Source organism: Burkholderia sp. MBR-1, assembly GCF_013822785.1.
Taxonomy (GTDB): domain Bacteria; phylum Pseudomonadota; class Gammaproteobacteria; order Burkholderiales; family Burkholderiaceae; genus Burkholderia; species Burkholderia vietnamiensis.
This window is the reverse complement of the sequence record NZ_CP053609.1, coordinates 1,744,655-1,761,641: the sequence shown is the minus strand read 5'-3', so window position 1 is coordinate 1,761,641 and position 16,987 is coordinate 1,744,655. Positions and strand designations below refer to the sequence as shown.

The following is a 16,987-nucleotide window of genomic DNA, read 5'->3' as shown; positions in this document are numbered from 1 at the left end:
CGGCGCTCACGCCGCCGCCAGAAAGCAAAAAGCCGCGTTCAACGCGGCTTTTTGCTGGGCGCTGCGCGCCGACGACCTGGCGCGCGGCGCGCGCGTCTCATTTGCGCCGCTGCTGCCGCACCTGCTCGAACAGACACACGGCCGCCGCCGCCGCGACGTTGAGCGACTCCATCCCGCCCGGCTGCGGGATCGTCACGCGATGGGTGGCCGCATCGCGCCAGAAGGCCGACACGCCCGCCCCCTCGTTGCCGAACACCCATGCGACGGGGCCGGACAGGTCGCAGTCGTAGACGGCCTGCGCGCCGTGCGAATCGGTCAGCGCGACCGGAACGTCGAGACGCTCGGCGAGCGCGTCCGGCTCGACGTCCTCGTGAATCGACAACAGGAAGTGGGCGCCCATGCCCGAGCGCAGCACCTTCGACGACCACGCATACGCGGTGCCCGGCGCACAGAACACGTGGCGCACGCCGGCCGCCGCCGCGCTGCGCAGGATCGAGCCGACGTTGCCGGCGTCCTGCACGCCGTCGAGCACGACCGACGTATCGGTGACGCGCGCCGGCAACGGCTGCGCCGGCCGCTCGACGAGCAGCAGCAGGCCGACGCCGCTGACCACGTTCGACAGCTGACCGAACAGCGCGTCGGGCAGCGTGACGACCCGCGGCGCGTCGATGCGCGCGACGATCGCCCGCGCTTCGGCATGCGCGAGCGCGCCTTCGGTCGCGACGCACAACTCGGGGATCGCGCCCGTGTCGAGATAGGCGCCGGCCAGATGGAAACCTTCGAGCAGCGCGTGGCCGCCGCGGCGCTGCTGCGCCGTCGAACCCGCGAGCGCCTTCAGCCGCTTGTACAGCGGGTTGTCGCGTGAGGTGATGCTTTTCATCGAATCAGGTCGAGCGCCGCGCGCACGGGTGCGAACGAGCGCCGATGCGCTTCGCACGGCCCATGCTCGCGCAGCGCGGCAAGATGTTTCGCGGTGCCGTAGCCGGCGTGCACGTCGAAGCCGTACACCGGATGGCGGGCATGCAGCTCGACGAGCATCCGGTCGCGCGTGACTTTCGCGAGGATCGACGCCGCCGAGATGCTCGGCACGAGCGCGTCGCCGCTGACGATCGCCTCGGCGCGCACCATCAGCGTCGGGCAACGGTTGCCGTCGATCTGCGCGAGCGTCGGCATGAGCGACAGGCCTTCGACCGCGCGCTTCATCGCGAGCATCGTCGCATGCAGGATGTTCAGCGTATCGATCTCGTCGACGCTGGCCGACGCGACGCAATACGCACGCGAACGCGCGACGATCAGGTCGTACAGCGCGTCGCGCTTTTTCGCGGACAGCGCCTTCGAATCGTCGAGGCCTTCGATCGGCTGCGCGGGATCGAGGATCACCGCGGCGGCGACCACCGGGCCCGCGAGCGGGCCGCGCCCGGCTTCGTCGACGCCGCAGACGATGTCGTCGGGCCGGCTGAAATCGAAGCCGCGCTGGTCGAGCGGCACGCGGCCGCGCGCTGCACGTGGTGCGCGAGTGGCGGTCATGCGCGCCCCTTGCGTTGCTCGAGCACCCGCACGACCGCTTCGGCCGCCTTCGCGGCCGTGTTCTGCCGCAGCGACAGGTGCATTTCGGTGAACACTTCGGTCAGCGTGCGGCGGTTCGCGTCGTCGCGCAACTGCGTGAGCGTCGCGTCGGCGAGCGCCTCCGGCGTCGCGAAGTGCTGCAGCAGCTCCGGCACGACGAAGCGCCCGGCCAGGATGTTCGGCAGGCCGACGTACGGCAGGTAGCCCTGGCGGCGCATGATCTGGCCGGTCAGCCAGGGCACCTTGTACGAGATCACCATCGGCTTCTTCAGCAGCGCGGCTTCCAGCGTGACGGTGCCGCTCTTCACGAGGATCGCGTCGGCGGCCGTCATCGCGACCTGCGAGCGGCCGTCGGTGATCGTCAACGCGAGTTGCGGATGCGCGGCGACGAGCGGTTGCAGCAGCTCGCGCAGCGCGGGCGTCGCCGCCGGCATCACGAAGCGCACGCCCGGCTCGCGCTCCTGCATCAGCGCCATCGCCGCGAAGAACGTCGGGCCGATCAGCGCGATCTCCGAGCGGCGACTGCCCGGCAGCACCGCGATCACCGGGCCGTCGGCCGGCAGGCCGAGCGCGATGCGCGCGCCGTGCGTGTCGGGCTCGAGCGGGATCTCGTCGGCGAGCGGATGGCCCACGTACGTCGACGCGACGCCCGCCTTGTCGAGGATCGCCGGTTCGAACGGGAACAGGCACAGCATGTGGTCAACCGACTTCGCGATCTTCTTGATCCGCCCGCCGCGCCACGCCCAGATCGACGGGCACACGAAGTGGATCGACGGAATGCCCGCGTCGCGCGCGGCCTGTTCCACGTTGAAGTTGAAGTCGGGTGCATCGACGCCGATGAATGCGTCGGGCCGCTCGGCGAGCAGTTGGCGCTTCAGTTCGCCGCGAATGCGCAGAATCTCGGGGATCTGGCCCAGCGCCTCGACGTAACCGCGCACCGTCAGCTTGTCCATCTGCCAGTGCGAGTCGAAGCCGTGCGCGAGCATGCGCTGCCCGCCGATCCCGTAATAGTGGGTCGACGCCGGCAGTCGCGCCTGCAGCCCGCCGAGCAGCGACGCCGCGAGCAGGTCGCCCGACGGCTCGCCGGCCACCATGGCGAGCCGCAGCTGATTGGTCGGCAGCGGCATCGGTTAGCGGATGATGCCGCGTTGCGACGCGTCGACGAACGCGACGAGCGCGGCCACCGGCGCATCGCCGTCGCCGCCGGCGCTCGCGAGCTCGCGCAGCTGTACCTTGGCCTCGTCGAGCGACAGGCCGTTCTTGTACAGCAGGCGGTACGCGCTGCGCAGCGCCGAGATCGCGTCCGGCGAGAAACCGCGCCGGCGCAGGCCTTCGACGTTGATGCCGTGCGGCTCGGCCTTGTTGCCTGCAGCGATCACGAACGGCGGCACGTCCTGCACGAGCGCCGACGCGCCGCCGAGCATCGAGTGCGCGCCGATGCGCACGAACTGATGCACGCCCGACATCCCGCCGATGATCGCGAAGTCGCCGATCTCGACGTGACCGGCCATCTGCGCGTTGCTCGACAGGATCACGTTGTTGCCGACCCGGCAGTCGTGGCCGATATGCACGTACGCCATGATCCAGTTGTCGTCGCCGAGCGTCGTCACGCCGGCGTCCTGCACGGTGCCGGTGTGGATCGTCGTGAATTCGCGGATCGTGTTGCGGTTGCCGATCACGAGCCTGGTCGGCTCGTCCTTGTACTTCATGTCCTGCGGACGGCCGCCGACCGACGCGTAATGGCCGATGCGGTTGTCTTCGCCGAGCGTCGTGTGACCTTCGATCACGCTGTGCGAGCCGATCGTGGTGCGCGCGCCGATCGTCACATGCGGCCCGACGATCGCGTACGGCCCGATCTCGACCGACTCGTCGATCTGCGCGCCCGGTTCGACGATCGCGGTAGGATGAATCCTGGTCATGCGCCGTTGCCTCTCGTTATGATGTGTCGCGTTGCCCGCGTCATGTTGCTCATGCGTGCCGCGTCGCTCAGGGCGCCGCGTCGGCCGTCTTGACCGTGCACATCAGTTCGGCTTCCGCCGCCACCTTGCCGTCCACTTCGGCCACCGCCTTGAACTTCCAGATGCCGCGGATGTATCGTTCGAACGTCACGTTCAGGATCAGCTGGTCGCCCGGCTCGACCACGCGCTTGAAGCGCGCGCCGTCGATGCCGACGAAGTAGTACAGCGTGTTCTCCGGATCCTTCGGCTGCTCTTCCGCGAAGGTCAGCAGCGCGGCCGCCTGCGCGAGCGCCTCGAGGATCAGCACACCCGGCATCACCGGCCGCTTCGGGAAATGTCCCTGAAAGAACGGCTCGTTGATCGACACGTTCTTCAGCGCTTTGATCCCCTTGTGCGGCTCGAGTTCGAGCACGCGGTCGACCAGCAGAATCGGGTAGCGATGCGGCAGCAGCGTGAGGATCTTGTGGATGTCGAGATTGATTTTTTCAGTGCTCATGATGGTTCGTCTCACGCAGAGGCTGCGCGGTGGTGATGCAAAGGCTGATGCGGGCCGTCGTGCGGCCCGGTCCGGCTAACCGGGCGGATGCGCTGGCCGTGCCCGGTTGGTGGTCTCGCATGGTGGTCAGGCGTCCGTGCCGCCCTGGGCGGCCAGCGCGGTTTCGAGCGCCTTGATGCGGTCGCGCAGTTTGTCGAGGTTGCGTACGAGCGCGGCGCTGCGGTTCCATTCGCCGTGGTCGACGGCCGGGAACGCACTCGTATAGATGCCGGCCTTCGGCAGCGATTTCGATACGCCCGACTTCGCGGTGATGATCACGTAGTCGCCGAGCGTCACGTGGCCGGCGATCCCGGCCGCGCCGCCGATCATGCAATGGCGGCCGATCGTCGTGCTGCCGGCGATCCCGGCGCTGCCCGCGATGACCGTATATGCGCCGATCCGGCAGTTGTGGCCGATCTGCACCTGGTTGTCGATCTTCACGCACGCTTCGATGACGGTATCGGCCATCGCGCCGCGATCGATCGTCGTGTTCGCGCCGATCTCGACGTCCGGGCCGATCGACACGCCGCCGACCTGCGGGATCTTGACCCAGCTGCCGGTGCGCGCGTCGCCGTCGCCGACGAAATCCGGCGCGAAGCCGAAGCCGTCCGAGCCGATCACCGCGCCCGCATGAATGATCGCACGCGGCCCGATCTTGCAGCCGTGGTACACCGCTGCGTTCGGATACAGGTGCGAGCCCGCGCCGATCGTCGTGCCGCGGCCGACGAACACGCCGGCGTCGAGCTGCACGTCATCGGCGATCACCGCACCGGCCTCGATCGTCACGTGCGGACCGATCACCGCGCTCGCGGCGACCTGCGCGGACGGGTCGATCGTCGCGCTCGGATGCACGCCGGCCACGCGCGGCGGCGTGGCCAGATCGATGAACATCTGCGCGACGCGCGCGAAGTACGCGTACGGATTCGCCGTCACGATGAAGTTGCTGGGGCCGGCCGTCCGGGGGCCGGCCATCCGGGGGCCGGATGTCGGAGATCCCTCGGCCGCGCCAAGCTTTTCGAGGTCCTTGGGCGCGATCAGCACCGCGCCGGCGCCGCTCGTCTCGACCTGCGACAGGTACTTCGGATTCGCGAGAAACGCGAGCTGCTGAGGGCCGGCCTGGTCGAGCGGCGCGAGGCCGCTGACCTTGCACTGGGCGTCGCCGACGATCTCGCCGCCGAACCGCTTTACGAGTGCCTCGAGCGTCAATGCCATTCGTCGTCTGCTCCGTTCAGTTCGTCGAGCCGGACGCGAGCGCCTTGAGCACCTTGTCGGTGATGTCGATGCGCGGACTGACGTACACGGCTTCCTGCACGATCAGGTCGTAATTCTGCTGCTCCGCGATCTGCTTGATGACCTTGTTCGCGCGCTCGAGCACCGCCGCGAGCTCCTCGTTGCGGCGCTGGTTCAGATCTTCGCGGAACTCGCGCTGCTTGCGCTGGAAGTCGGTGTCGAGCTGCGCGAGATCGCGCTGCTTCTGCGCGCGATCGGCCGCCGACAGCGACGCACCGTTCTTGTCCAGCGAATCGGACATCGACTTCAGACGCGCCGCCAGGTCCTGCAGATCCTTGTCGCGCTTCGCGAACTCGGCTTCGAGCTTCGTCTGCGCCGCCTTCGCGGGCGCCGACTCGCGCAGGATCCGATCCGAATTGACCGCCGCGATGCGGGCGACGTCCTGAGCGTGTGCCGTCGCCGCGCCCAAGGCCAGCGCAATGGTCAACGCCCCGATCACTCGTTTCGAAAACTTACCGGTTAGCAAAATTACCCTCTCGTTGCTGTTGTCATGCGTTCGATCAGAACGCCGTCCCGATCTGGAACTGGAATTTCTGGTACTGGTCGCCCTCGTGCTTCTGCAGCGGGAAACCGAGGCTCAGCTTCAGCGGGCCGATCGGCGAGATCCACGCGAGGCCCACACCATAGCCGTAACGCAGACCGTTCGCGCCGGTACTCGTGCCGCCCGGCGCGTTGCCCCACACGTTGCCGCCGTCGATGAACGTGAACACGCGCAGCGTGCGATCGTAGCCGGTGCCCGGCAGCGGGAACGTCAGTTCGATGTTGCCGACCAGCATCTTCGAGCCGCCGATCGGGTCGTTCGTCTTGGTGTCGCGCGGGCCCAGCGAGCTCGGCTCGTAGCCACGCACGGAGCCGATACCGCCCGCGTAGTAGTTCTTGAAGATCGGGTACGGGTTGCCGATACCGTTGCCGTAGCCGCCCTGCAGGTTCAGGCCCAGGATGAAGCCGCGCGAGAACGAATAGTAATACTGCGCCTGCAGGTCGGCCTTGTAGTACTGGATCTTGCCGACCGGCACGCCGTACTCGACGTTCGCCTGCGTGAAGTAGCCGCGGCTCGGGATCAGCGCGCTGTCGCGCGCGTCGCGCGACCACGCGACCGTCAGCGGCACGGTGTTCGACACGCGGCCGAACTCGTTCACGTAGTCCTGGTAGCTCTGCGGCGTGTTCGAATCGACGTCGAGACGGTTCTGCTCGAAGCCCGCGCCGAAATAGACGGTGTCGACTTCCGAGAACGGAATGCCGAACTTCAGGTTGCCGCCCGCGCTGATGATGCGGAAGCTCGAGCTCGTCGAGTAGTACAGCGGCTGGTACGTGCGGTAGTAGACGTCGGTGATCCGCTTGATGCCGTCGACCGTGAAGTACGGGTCGACCTGCGTGACGGTCAGCGTGCGGTAGCTCTTCGCGGTGTTGACGTTCACCGACAGGCTCGTGCCCGAGCCGAACACGTTGTCCTGCGACACGCCGGCCGACAGCACGACCTTGTCCGTCGACGAGAAGCCCGCGCCCAGCGTGATCGCGCCGGTCGGCTTTTCGTCGACCTTCACGTTCACGTCGACCTGGTCGTTCGTGCCTTCGACCGGCACCGTCGTCACGTCGACGTTGGTGAAGTAGCCGAGACGGTTCACGCGGTCCTTCGACAGCGCGAGACGGTTCGAATCGAACCACGAGCTTTCGAGCTGGCGCATTTCGCGGCGCACGACTTCGTCGCGCGTGCGCGTGTTGCCGACCACGTTGATGCGGCGCACGTACACGCGGCGGCTCGGATCGACGACGAGGTTCAGGTTCACCTTGTGGTTCGCCTGATCGATGTCCGGCTGCGCGTTGACCGTCGCGAATGCGTAGCCGTATTCGCCGAGCTTGTCGACAATCGACTTGGTCGTCTGCTGCAGCTTCTCGGCCGAGAAACGATCGCCCGGCTTGATCTTGATCAGCTTGGTGAGTTCGGCTTCGCGATCGAGCAGGTTGCCCGACAGCTTGATGCCCGACACCGTGTACGGCTGGCCTTCATGCAGCGTGACCGTCAGGTACATGTCCTTCTTGTCGGGCGAGATCGACACCTGGGTCGACTCGATGTTGAACTCGAGGTAGCCGCGGTTCAGGTAGTACGAGCGCACGGCTTCGAGGTCGCCGGTCAGCTTTTCTTTCGAGTACAGGTCGTTCTTCGTGTACCACGAGAACCAGTTCGGCGTGGACAGCTGCATCTCGTCGCGCAGCGTGCTGGTGCTGAACGCCTTGTTGCCGATGAAGTTGATCTGGCGGATCTTCGCGCTCGGGCCTTCGGCGACCGCGAACAGGATCGACACGCGGTTCGCGTCGACCGGCGTGATCGTCGTCTTGACCTCGGCCGCGTAGAAGCCGCGCGTGAGGTACTGGCGCTTGAGCTCCTGCTCCGCCTTGTCGACGAGCGCCTTGTCGTAGTAGCGGCCGTCGGCCAGACCCACCGCGCGCAGCGCCTTGGTCAGGTTGTCCTTGTCGAATTCCTTCGTGCCGGTGAAGTCGATCGACGCGATGGCCGGACGCTCCTGCACCTGCACGATCACGACGTTGCCTTGCGTGGCGACGCGCACGTCGTTGAAGAAGCCCGTCGCGTACAGCGCGCGGATTGCTTCGGATGCCTTGTCGTCGGTGAAGGTATCGCCCTGCTTGATCGGCAGGTACGCGAATACCGAACCGGGTTCGACGCGCTGCAAACCCTCGATCTTGATGTCTTGCACCACGAACGGTGCCGCTGCATGCGCCGCGAGGCCGTGCGCGGCGAGCGCGGCCGCTGCAACTGTCTTAGGTACAAAGCGATGAGGTTTGAACAACGTGCATCCCCAATATTTAGCTGCATCAAATCAGGCGGCGACCGACCGGCCGCCGCCTGACGCTTCAGAAATGGATTAACCGAGCCAGGTCGTTGAACAATGCGATCGCCGACAATGCGACGATGCAGATCAGCCCGGCTCTTTGCAGAATCAGCTGCCAGCGCTCCGAGACGGCTTTCCCGGTCGCGGCTTCAACCAGATAATATAACAGATGCCCCCCGTCCAAAACGGGAATCGGCAGCAAGTTCAGCACCCCGAGGCTAATGCTGACAAGGGCGAGGAACGATACGAAGGCCGACGGACCGAGCCGCGCGCTCTTGCCCGCATAGTCGGCGATCGTCACCGGGCCGGACAGATTCTTCAGCGATGCGTTGCCCGTGATCATCCGCCCAAACATCTTCAGCGAATAGACGGCGATGTCCCACGTGCGGTGCGCACCGAGCCGAACGCTGTCGAGCGGCCCGTAGCGCACGTCGACCGACGGCGTGTGCATCGACAGCGCCGCGCCGATGCGGCCGACCTGCTGGCCCGTCTCGTCGTCGCGCTGCAACTGAGGCACGATCGCTACCGTCTGCGTCGTACCGCCGCGCTCGACCTGCAGGTCGACCGCCCGGCCGGCGTGATGCTTCACCGCGTCGATGAAGCGCGACGCGCCGCCGATCGGCTGGCCGTCGAGCGCCAGCAGCTTGTCGCCGGCCTTCAGCCCCGCCCGCTCGGCCGCGCTGCCGGGCTGCACCGACGCGATCGACAGCGTGCCGCCGCCGGCCTCGAAGCCGAGGCGCGCCATGAAATCGTCATCGATGTCGCTCTCGGGGATATTGCGCAGATCGACGCGGAAGTCGAACGTCGCCGCGCCGCCGTCGCGCGCGCCGAGCACGACCTCGCGATGGTCGAATGCGGCGGACAGCAGCTTCCAGCGCAAGTCGGACCACGAGCGCACCGGCACGGCGGCGCCGCCGTCGGCGTCGCGGATCGACACGATGGTCTCGCTGCCGTCGAAGCCCGCGCGGGCCGCGACCGTGCCGGCGGCCGGCGGCGCGACCAGCGCGGCCGGCTCGGTCACGCCGGTGGCGAATACCGCCGAAAACAGCACGATTGCCAACAGGAAGTTCGCGATCGGCCCGGCGGCGACGATCGCGATGCGCTTGAACACCGATTGGCGGTTGAACGCCTGGTCGAGCTCGTCCGGATTGATGCCGGGGCCCGGTTCGCGCTCGTCGAGCATCTTCACGTAGCCGCCGAGCGGCAACGCGGAGAGCGTCCACTCGGTGCCCGTGCGCGGGCTCACCCAGCGCGCGATGGGCTGGCCGAAGCCGATCGAGAAACGCAGCACCTTCACGCCGCACCAGCGCGCGACGCGATAATGTCCGTACTCATGCACGACGACCAGCACCCCGATCGCCACCGCAAACGCGACCAGTTCGACCAGCACGTTCATGAGCACCTCATTCAGACGATACGCTCCACGCGAGGCGCAGGCGCTTTTGCAATGAACCCGGCGGCAAGACGACGCGCGTCGGCATCGGCCGCCAGGACGTCGTCGAGCCCGTTCGGGCTGCGGTTCGGCAGTGCGTTGAGCACCGCGTCGACCGTCGCCGCGATCGCCATGAAGCCGATCCGGCGCTCGAGAAACGCTTCGACCGCGACTTCGTTCGCCGCGTTCAATGCGGCGCTCGCGATCCCGCCCTCTTCAAGCGCCTTCAGCGCGAGCGCGAGACACGGGAAGCGTGCGTAATCCGGCTTCTCGAACGACAGCTGCGCGATCTGCGCGAGGTCGAGCTGATCGACGCCGGCGTCGACGCGCTCCGGGAACGCGAGCGCGTGCGCGATCGGCGTACGCATGTCGGGGTTGCCGAGCTGCGCGAGCACCGACCCGTCGCGATACGACACCAGCGAATGGATCACGCTCTGCGGGTGGATCAGCACGTCGATCCGCTCGCCCGGCAGACCGAAGATCCAGTGCGCCTCGATCACCTCGAGGCCCTTGTTCATCATCGTCGCCGAATCGACGGAGATCTTGCGGCCCATCACCCAGTTCGGATGCTTGCACGCCTCGTCCGGCGTCACGTCGGCGAGCGTGGCCGGCTCGCGCGTGCGGAACGGGCCGCCCGACGCCGTCAGGATGATCTTCGAGATGCCGCCGTGCTCGTTCTCGTCGCGCGGCATGCACTGGAAGATCGCGTTGTGCTCGCTGTCGACCGGCAGCAGGATCGCGCCATGGTCGCGCACCGCGTCCATGAAGATCCCGCCCGACATCACCAGCGATTCCTTGTTCGCGAGCAGGATGCGCTTGCCCGCGCGCGCGGCCGCGAGGCTCGGCGCGAGGCCGGCCGCGCCGACGATCGCCGCGACGACCGTGTCGCAGCCGTCGCTCGCCGACACGTCGACGAGCGCCTGCGGACCATACAGCACCGTGGTCTTGCTGCCCGCGGCGCGCAGCTTTGCTTCGACGTGCGCAGCGGTCGCCGCGTCGCCGACCACCGCGACTTCCGGCGCGAAGCGCAGGCATTGCTCGACGAGCTTGTCGCCGTTGCGATGCGCGGTCAGCGCGTACACCGAAAAACGCTCGGGATGGCGGGCGACCACGTCGAGCGTGCTGTCTCCGATCGAGCCCGTGGAACCGAGCAGTGTCAGACGTTTTTGCATAACAGAGATAGTGGATTAACCAAGCAGCAGCATTGCGAGCGGCAGCACCGGCAGCAGCGCGTCGACGCGATCGAGCACGCCGCCGTGACCGGGCAGCAGCCCGCTGGAGTCTTTCACGCCGGCCTGGCGCTTGAGCAGCGACTCGAACAGATCGCCGATCACGCTGTAGACGACGAGCAACGTCAGCGCGGCCCACGCACCGGGCATCCCGTAATGCGTGGCGAATGCGGAAAACAGGGTCGGCTCGAACCAGTGCGCGGCCATCGCGGCGCCCGCGACGACCATCACGGCGAGCCAGCCGCCGATCGCGCCCTCCCAGCTTTTACCGGGACTGATCGTGATTGCGAGCTTACGCTTGCCGAACGCCTTGCCTGCGAAGTATGCGCCGATATCGGCGAGCCAGACGACCAGCAGCAGCGACAGCACGAACGGCACGCCCTGCGCACGTGCGGCGACGAGCGCGTGCCAGCAGGCCGCGAACACCACGAAGCCGGCCGCGAGCAGGAACGGCCGCCACACAGCGCCCGCGAGCAGCGGCTTGCGCCGCAGCGCGAACGGGCCGACCAGCAGCCAGAACACGCCGGCTGCCATGAAAAGAGGACGGGACGAAGCCGCGCCGACGCCGAGCGGCACGGTCGCCGCGAGCGCGAGCGCGGCGGCGAGCGCATAGACGACGGCGCCGGTCGCGCCGAGCTTCAGCAGCCGCGCCCATTCCCACGCGGCGAACACGAGCACGACGCCGATCAGCGCGCCGAAGCCGGCCAGCGGCGCGAACAGCGTCACCGGCAGCAGCACTGCCAGCATCACGACCGCCGTGATCACACGGGTCTTCAGCATGAAAGGGAATCGGCGTTTTGCGATTGCGGCTCGAGCTGGGCGCTGGTGCGCCCGAAACGGCGCTCGCGCTCGGTATACGACGCGATCGCATCGGCCAGCGCCGCGCCGTCGAAGTCCGGCCAGTATTTGTCGGTGAAGTAGAACTCGGCGTACGCGAGCTGCCACAGCAGGAAATTGCTGACGCGCTGCTCGCCGCCGGTGCGGATGAAGAGATCGGGCTCCGGCGCATAGGCCATCGCCAGGTGCGGCGCGAACGCTTCCTCGGTCACGTCGACCTCGCGGCCTTCGCGCACGGCCTGGGCGACGAGCTTCTTGGTCGCCTGCAGGATGTCCCAGCGGCCGCCGTAGTTCGCGGCGATCGTCAGCGTCAGGCGCGTGTTGCGCGCGGTCTTGGTTTCGGCGCGGCGGATCAGGTCGCGGATGCGCGGCTCGAAGCGATCGAGATCGCCGACCACCCGCAGGCGGATGCCGTTCGCATGCAGCTTGCCGATTTCGCGTTCGAGCGCGGTGATGAACAGCCGCATCAGGAACGACACTTCGTCGTTCGGGCGCCGCCAGTTCTCCGAACTGAACGCGAACAGCGTCAGATATTGGACGCCGGCGCGCGCACAGCCTTCGACCACCGACCGCACGGCGTCCACGCCGCGGGTGTGCCCGGCGACGCGCGGCAAGCGGCGTTCGGTTGCCCAACGGCCGTTGCCGTCCATGATGATCGCGATATGACGCGGCACGGCGCCGACGTCAGGCACGCGAACGGTAGAGCTGGTATAGGTCATGGCCGTTGAGACAGTAAGGCGGAATGAAGGCGGCGCGCGAGGACGGTCGTCAGACCGTCATGATCTCGGCTTCCTTGGTCTGCACGAGCTTGTCGACCTCGGCAACGTGCTTGTCCGTCAGCTTCTGCACGTCGTCGCTGGCACGACGCTCGTCGTCTTCCGAGATTTCCTTGTCCTTCACGAGCTTCTTGAGCGCTTCGTTCGCGTCGCGACGCAGGTTGCGGATCGCAACCTTCGCCGTCTCGCCTTCGCTCTTGACCACCTTGGTCAGCTCGCGGCGGCGCTCTTCGGTCAGCGCGGGCATCGGCACGCGGATCAGATCGCCGGACGTGGCGGGATTCAGGCCGAGATCGGCTTCGCGGATGGCCTTCTCGACCTTCGCGACCATGTTCTTTTCCCACGGCTGCACGCCGATCGTGCGTGCGTCGACGAGCGTCAGGTTCGCAACCTGCGAGATCGGCACCATCGAACCGTAGTAATCGACCTGCACGTGATCGAGCAGACCGGTGTGCGCACGGCCCGTGCGGATCTTTGCCAGATCGTTCTTGAACGCTTCGATCGAGCGCTGCATTTTCTGCTCTACGCCCTTCTTGACATCAGCGACACTCATTTCAACCTCCGAACCTTCCAACCTTCAAAGAACGCGGGCGGCGCCCGGCGCGTCACGCGCCTCGGCCGGCTGCCCACGCCGCTTGCCCGCATCCGCGGGAGTTTACACGTGGACGAGCGTACCTTCGTCCTCGCCCAGCACGATACGCTTGAGCGCACCCGGCTTGTTTATCGAAAACACGCGAATCGGCAGCTTCTGGTCGCGGCACAGCGCGAAGGCCGTCGCGTCCATCACCTGCAGATTGCGGCTGATCGCCTCGTCGAAGCTGATCGTCGTGTAGCGCGTGGCCGACGGATCCTTCTTCGGATCGGCAGAATATACGCCATCCACCTTGGTCGCCTTCAGCACCACCTCGGCGCCGACTTCCGAGCCGCGCAGCGCGGCGGCCGTGTCCGTCGTGAAGAACGGGTTGCCGGTGCCGGCCGCGAAGATCACGACCTTGCCTTCCTCGAGCTGACGGATCGCACGGGGCCGGATGTAGGGCTCGACGACCTGGTCCATCCGCAGCGCCGACTGCACGCGCGCGACGATGCCGGCGTGGCGCATCGCGTCCTGCAGCGCCAGCGCGTTCATCATCGTCGCCAGCATCCCCATGTAGTCGGCCGTCGCACGGTCCATGCCGGCCGCGCCGCCCGCGACACCGCGGAAAATGTTACCGCCGCCGATCACGACGGCCAGCTGCGTACCGAGACCCACGACTTCGGCGATATCCGCCACCATCCGCTCGATCGTCGCGCGATTGATGCCGAAGGCATCGTCGCCCATCAGCGCTTCGCCGGAGAGTTTGAGGAGGACGCGTTTATAGGCATTGGACATAGGGGCTTCCGAGCGACGAGAGGATGACAACCACGAACTGTAGGGGCGAAATACTGATTCGGGCAAGCGCCGACGACCGGACCGGGGTTCCCGGCCGGCCGGCGGCGCCGCCGGCCGCGGCGGAGCGGACGCCCGCCGCGGATACTACCTGACTGCTTACTGCTGCTTTGCTGCTGCGACTTGCGCGGCCACTTCGGCGGCGAAGTCGTCCTGACGCTTCTCGATGCCTTCGCCGACGACGAACAGCGCGAACTTCTGCACTGCCGCATCCGCCGCCTTCAGCATCTGCTCGATCGTCTGCTTGTCGTTCTTCACGAACGTCTGGTTCAGCAGCGACACTTCCTTCAGGTACTTCTGGACGCTGCCGTCGACCATCTTCGCGACGATTTCGGCCGGCTTGCCCGATTCCGCAGCCTTCTGCTCGGCCACGCGGCGTTCCGTGTCGATCAGTTCAGCCGGGACGTCGGCTGCCGACAGGGCGACCGGCTTCATTGCCGCGATGTGCATCGCGACGTCCTTGCCGACCTGCTCTTCAGCACCCGTGTACTCGACGATCACGCCGATGCGCGCGCCGTGCAGGTACGTGGCGATCTTGTTCGCGGTTTCGAAGCGGACGAAACGGCGGATCGAGACGTTTTCGCCGATCTTGCCGATCAGCGCCAGACGGACTGCGTCGACCGTCGAGCCGTCGAGCGGCAGCGCCGACAGCGCAGCCACGTCGGCCGGGTTTTGCGTCGCGACGAGTTCTGCAACCGTCTTCGAGAATGCGAGGAAGTCGTCGTTCTTCGCGACGAAGTCGGTTTCGCAGTTCAGCTCGACCAGCGCGCCGGCATTGCCGCCGACGAACGATGCGACGACGCCTTCGGCCGTCACGCGCGATGCGGCCTTGCTCGCCTTGTTGCCGAGCTTGACGCGCAGCAGCTCTTCGGCCTTGGCCAGATCGCCGTCGGCTTCCGTCAGCGCCTTCTTGCACTCCATCATCGGTGCATCGGTCTTTGCGCGCAGTTCTGCCACCATGCTTGCGGTAATTGCCGCCATCATTCGCTCCTTGAGTCTGTATTCACCACACCGCCCGCTTGGACGCGAACGGCCGAATTTCGTTTCCGGACCCGCGCCGTTTCGGCGCGATCAGGTCCGGCGCACAAGCTTAAAAAAAGGGGGCCTGTTGAGAGCCCCCTTTTTGCGCCGGCTCGGGGCCAGTTACGCGTTTTCCTCGACGTATTCGTCGTCGCCGCGCACGGCCTGGACCACTTCGTTGACCGCGTTCGCACGGCCTTCGAGGATCGCGTCGGCCACGCCTTGCGCGTACAGCGCAACGGCCTTGCTCGAGTCGTCGTTACCCGGGATCACGTAGTCCACACCTTCCGGCGAGTGGTTCGTGTCGACCACGGCGATGACCGGCACGCCCAGCTTGTTCGCTTCGGTGACGGCAATCTTGTGGTAGCCAACGTCGATCACGAAGATCGCGTCCGGAATGCCGCCCATGTCCTTCACGCCGCCGATCGACTTTTGCAGCTTGGCGATTTCGCGTTCGAACAGCAGCGCTTCCTTCTTGCTCATCTTTTCGGTTTCACCCGCTTCGACGGCCGCTTCCATGTCCTTCAGGCGCTTGATCGACACCTTCAGCGTCTTGAAGTTGGTCATCATGCCGCCGAGCCAGCGCGCGTTGACGTACGGCATGCCCGCACGTTGCGCTTCCTGGGCGATCGTGTCACGCGACTGGCGCTTCGTGCCGACGAACAGGATCGTGCCGCGGTTCGCTGCCAGCTGGCGCACGTACTTCTGTGCGTCCGTGAACATCGGCAGCGTCTTTTCGAGGTTGATGATGTGAATCTTGTTGCGGTGACCGAAAATGAACGGAGCCATCTTCGGGTTCCAGAAGCGCGTCTGGTGACCGAAGTGGACACCTGCTTCCAGCATTTGGCGCATCGTGACTGCCATGTAAATTCTCCACGAGGGTTGGGTCTTAAGCCGGCTGCCGTACCGCCGCGCGAGCGCCCCGAAGGACCGCCATTCCGCGCGGCCGGCACCCTGGTTGCGCCGGCTTGCGATTCGGCACGTGCGAATGCGCGTGCCGCAAGTCCTTCATCTCGATGCCACCCCAAAAAGCGGGCAACGTTCGGCATTTGGATGTCGACTTAGCCAAAGAGTATAGCATGCCGATTTGTCACCTCTCAAGTCGCGCACCACTTTCGCTTGCCGTGCGGCTGCCGGCCGAACAATCGGCGAAAACCCGCACGCGCCCGATCGGCAGGGGCTGCGACCGCAGCCATAAGGTGCGATAATCCGTCAATTCACCGCATTCCAGGCATACCTCGATGGCTATTACGCTCAAAAACGAACACGACATCGCACAGATGCGTGTCGCCTGCCGTCTCGCGAGCGAAGTGCTCGACTTCATCACGCCGCACGTCGTCGCGGGCGTCACGACCGCCGAGCTCGATCGGCTCTGTCACGAATTCATGCTGAACGAGCAGGGCACGGTTCCCGCGCCGCTCAACTATCAGCCGCCCGGCTATCCGCCGTACCCGAAGGCCACCTGCATTTCGGTCAACGACGTGATCTGCCACGGCATTCCGGGCGAGAAGGTGCTGAAGAACGGCGACGCGCTGAACATCGACATCACCGTGATCAAGAACGGCTACTTCGGCGACACCAGCCGGATGTTCATCGTCGGCGAGGGCTCGATCCTCGCGAAGCGCCTGGTGCAGACGACCTATGAGTGCATGTGGCTCGGCATCGACCAGGTCAAGCCCGGCGCGCACCTCGGCGACATCGGCCACGCGATCCAGAAGCATGCGGAAGCGCAGGGCTACAGCGTCGTGCGCGAATACTGCGGCCACGGCATCGGCACGGTGTTCCACGAAGATCCGCAGGTCGTCCACTACGGCCGGCCGGGCACCGGCATCGAGCTGAAGGCCGGGATGATCTTCACGATCGAGCCGATGATCAACGCCGGCAAGCGCGACATCCGCACGATGCCCGACCAGTGGACGGTCAAGACGCGCGATCGCAGCCTGTCCGCGCAATGGGAGCACACGGTGCTCGTGACCGACACCGGCTACGAAGTGCTGACCGTGTCGGCCGGCACGCCGGCGCGCCCCGTGTTCGCGCAACCGGCCGCCGCGGTCTGAGCGCCGCCGCGC

17 protein-coding genes are annotated in these 16,987 nt (G+C 66.5%); 1 reads left to right on the top strand and 16 read right to left on the bottom strand.

The annotated features are described in order from the left end of the window. Positions 1–97 precede the first annotated feature (97 nt). The 16 genes from MBR110_RS08090 to rpsB all read right to left on the bottom strand — a co-directional run bounded on the left by MBR110_RS08090 (position 98) and on the right by rpsB (position 15,782). Positions 98–880, bottom strand: a complete 783-nt coding sequence (locus MBR110_RS08090; protein ID WP_034195314.1) for a TrmH family RNA methyltransferase — start codon at positions 878–880, stop codon at positions 98–100. Further along, entirely contained in the window at positions 877–1,527 is a 651-nt protein-coding gene (rnhB, locus tag MBR110_RS08085; RefSeq protein WP_011885131.1) for a ribonuclease HII, read from the bottom strand. The genes MBR110_RS08090 and rnhB overlap by 4 nt, the downstream gene beginning before the upstream one ends. After that, positions 1,524–2,693 carry a lipid-A-disaccharide synthase gene (lpxB, locus tag MBR110_RS08080; RefSeq protein ID WP_011885132.1) on the bottom strand — a complete coding sequence of 390 codons (1,170 nt, stop codon included), beginning with the start codon at positions 2,691–2,693 and terminating at the stop codon, positions 1,524–1,526. The genes rnhB and lpxB overlap by 4 nt, the downstream gene beginning before the upstream one ends. A gap of 3 nt (positions 2,694–2,696) precedes the next feature. Further along, positions 2,697–3,485, bottom strand: a complete 789-nt coding sequence (gene lpxA / locus MBR110_RS08075) for an acyl-ACP--UDP-N-acetylglucosamine O-acyltransferase (RefSeq protein ID WP_046426975.1) — start codon at positions 3,483–3,485, stop codon at positions 2,697–2,699. Positions 3,486–3,552: 67 nt separating this feature from the next. After that, entirely contained in the window at positions 3,553–4,020 is a 468-nt protein-coding gene (gene fabZ / locus MBR110_RS08070; protein WP_006495559.1) for a 3-hydroxyacyl-ACP dehydratase FabZ, read from the bottom strand. Between the two features lie 126 nt (positions 4,021–4,146). Further along, entirely contained in the window at positions 4,147–5,271 is a 1,125-nt protein-coding gene (lpxD, locus tag MBR110_RS08065; RefSeq protein ID WP_045578982.1) for a UDP-3-O-(3-hydroxymyristoyl)glucosamine N-acyltransferase, read from the bottom strand. A gap of 16 nt (positions 5,272–5,287) precedes the next feature. Continuing rightward, complete coding sequence (locus MBR110_RS08060; protein ID WP_011885135.1) at positions 5,288–5,815, bottom strand: OmpH family outer membrane protein; 528 nt, start codon at positions 5,813–5,815, stop codon at positions 5,288–5,290. Positions 5,816–5,849: 34 nt separating this feature from the next. Continuing rightward, on the bottom strand, positions 5,850–8,156 hold the full coding sequence (gene bamA / locus MBR110_RS08055) for an outer membrane protein assembly factor BamA (RefSeq protein WP_011885136.1): 2,307 nt from the start codon (positions 8,154–8,156) through the stop codon (positions 5,850–5,852). Positions 8,157–8,220: 64 nt separating this feature from the next. Further along, positions 8,221–9,594, bottom strand: coding sequence for an RIP metalloprotease RseP (gene rseP / locus MBR110_RS08050; protein WP_014723215.1), 1,374 nt, complete (start codon positions 9,592–9,594; stop codon positions 8,221–8,223). 11 nt (positions 9,595–9,605) lie between these two features. After that, positions 9,606–10,802 carry a 1-deoxy-D-xylulose-5-phosphate reductoisomerase gene (locus tag MBR110_RS08045; RefSeq protein ID WP_011885138.1) on the bottom strand — a complete coding sequence of 399 codons (1,197 nt, stop codon included), beginning with the start codon at positions 10,800–10,802 and terminating at the stop codon, positions 9,606–9,608. A gap of 15 nt (positions 10,803–10,817) precedes the next feature. Beyond that, positions 10,818–11,639 carry a phosphatidate cytidylyltransferase gene (locus MBR110_RS08040; RefSeq protein ID WP_014723217.1) on the bottom strand — a complete coding sequence of 274 codons (822 nt, stop codon included), beginning with the start codon at positions 11,637–11,639 and terminating at the stop codon, positions 10,818–10,820. Next, positions 11,633–12,415, bottom strand: coding sequence for a polyprenyl diphosphate synthase (gene uppS, locus MBR110_RS08035; protein WP_011885140.1), 783 nt, complete (start codon positions 12,413–12,415; stop codon positions 11,633–11,635). The genes MBR110_RS08040 and uppS overlap by 7 nt, the downstream gene beginning before the upstream one ends. Before the next feature lie 49 nt (positions 12,416–12,464). Then, positions 12,465–13,025 (bottom strand): ribosome recycling factor, encoded by a 561-nt coding sequence (frr, locus tag MBR110_RS08030; protein ID WP_011885141.1) that lies wholly within the window; start codon positions 13,023–13,025, stop codon positions 12,465–12,467. A gap of 102 nt (positions 13,026–13,127) precedes the next feature. Further along, complete coding sequence (gene pyrH, locus MBR110_RS08025) at positions 13,128–13,841, bottom strand: UMP kinase (protein ID WP_011885142.1); 714 nt, start codon at positions 13,839–13,841, stop codon at positions 13,128–13,130. Positions 13,842–13,997: 156 nt separating this feature from the next. After that, a complete protein-coding gene (tsf, locus tag MBR110_RS08020) occupies positions 13,998–14,879 on the bottom strand; it encodes a translation elongation factor Ts (RefSeq protein WP_011885143.1) in 882 nt (293 codons plus the stop codon). Between the two features lie 162 nt (positions 14,880–15,041). Then, positions 15,042–15,782 carry a 30S ribosomal protein S2 gene (gene rpsB, locus MBR110_RS08015; RefSeq protein ID WP_011885144.1) on the bottom strand — a complete coding sequence of 247 codons (741 nt, stop codon included), beginning with the start codon at positions 15,780–15,782 and terminating at the stop codon, positions 15,042–15,044. 377 nt (positions 15,783–16,159) lie between these two features. On the opposite strand from rpsB, the gene map reads away from it, so the two are divergent. Then, positions 16,160–16,975, top strand: a complete 816-nt coding sequence (map, locus tag MBR110_RS08010; protein ID WP_011885146.1) for a type I methionyl aminopeptidase — start codon at positions 16,160–16,162, stop codon at positions 16,973–16,975. Positions 16,976–16,987 lie beyond the last annotated feature (12 nt).

What these genes read in the sequence shown, in the direction of transcription:
- MBR110_RS08090 (WP_034195314.1), bottom strand. Translation starts at nt 880, where the DNA reads ATGAAAAGCATCACCTCACGCGACAACCCGCTGTACAAGCGGCTGAAG.
- rnhB (WP_011885131.1), bottom strand. Translation starts at nt 1,527, where the DNA reads ATGACCGCCACTCGCGCACCACGTGCAGCGCGCGGCCGCGTGCCGCTC.
- lpxB (WP_011885132.1), bottom strand. Translation starts at nt 2,693, where the DNA reads ATGCCGCTGCCGACCAATCAGCTGCGGCTCGCCATGGTGGCCGGCGAG.
- lpxA (WP_046426975.1), bottom strand. Translation starts at nt 3,485, where the DNA reads ATGACCAGGATTCATCCTACCGCGATCGTCGAACCGGGCGCGCAGATC.
- fabZ (WP_006495559.1), bottom strand. Translation starts at nt 4,020, where the DNA reads ATGAGCACTGAAAAAATCAATCTCGACATCCACAAGATCCTCACGCTG.
- lpxD (WP_045578982.1), bottom strand. Translation starts at nt 5,271, where the DNA reads ATGGCATTGACGCTCGAGGCACTCGTAAAGCGGTTCGGCGGCGAGATC.
- rseP (WP_014723215.1), bottom strand. Translation starts at nt 9,594, where the DNA reads ATGAACGTGCTGGTCGAACTGGTCGCGTTTGCGGTGGCGATCGGGGTG.
- MBR110_RS08045 (WP_011885138.1), bottom strand. Translation starts at nt 10,802, where the DNA reads ATGCAAAAACGTCTGACACTGCTCGGTTCCACGGGCTCGATCGGAGAC.
- MBR110_RS08040 (WP_014723217.1), bottom strand. Translation starts at nt 11,639, where the DNA reads ATGCTGAAGACCCGTGTGATCACGGCGGTCGTGATGCTGGCAGTGCTG.
- uppS (WP_011885140.1), bottom strand. Translation starts at nt 12,415, where the DNA reads ATGACCTATACCAGCTCTACCGTTCGCGTGCCTGACGTCGGCGCCGTG.
- frr (WP_011885141.1), bottom strand. Translation starts at nt 13,025, where the DNA reads ATGAGTGTCGCTGATGTCAAGAAGGGCGTAGAGCAGAAAATGCAGCGC.
- pyrH (WP_011885142.1), bottom strand. Translation starts at nt 13,841, where the DNA reads ATGTCCAATGCCTATAAACGCGTCCTCCTCAAACTCTCCGGCGAAGCG.
- tsf (WP_011885143.1), bottom strand. Translation starts at nt 14,879, where the DNA reads ATGGCGGCAATTACCGCAAGCATGGTGGCAGAACTGCGCGCAAAGACC.
- rpsB (WP_011885144.1), bottom strand. Translation starts at nt 15,782, where the DNA reads ATGGCAGTCACGATGCGCCAAATGCTGGAAGCAGGTGTCCACTTCGGT.
- map (WP_011885146.1), top strand. Translation starts at nt 16,160, where the DNA reads ATGGCTATTACGCTCAAAAACGAACACGACATCGCACAGATGCGTGTC.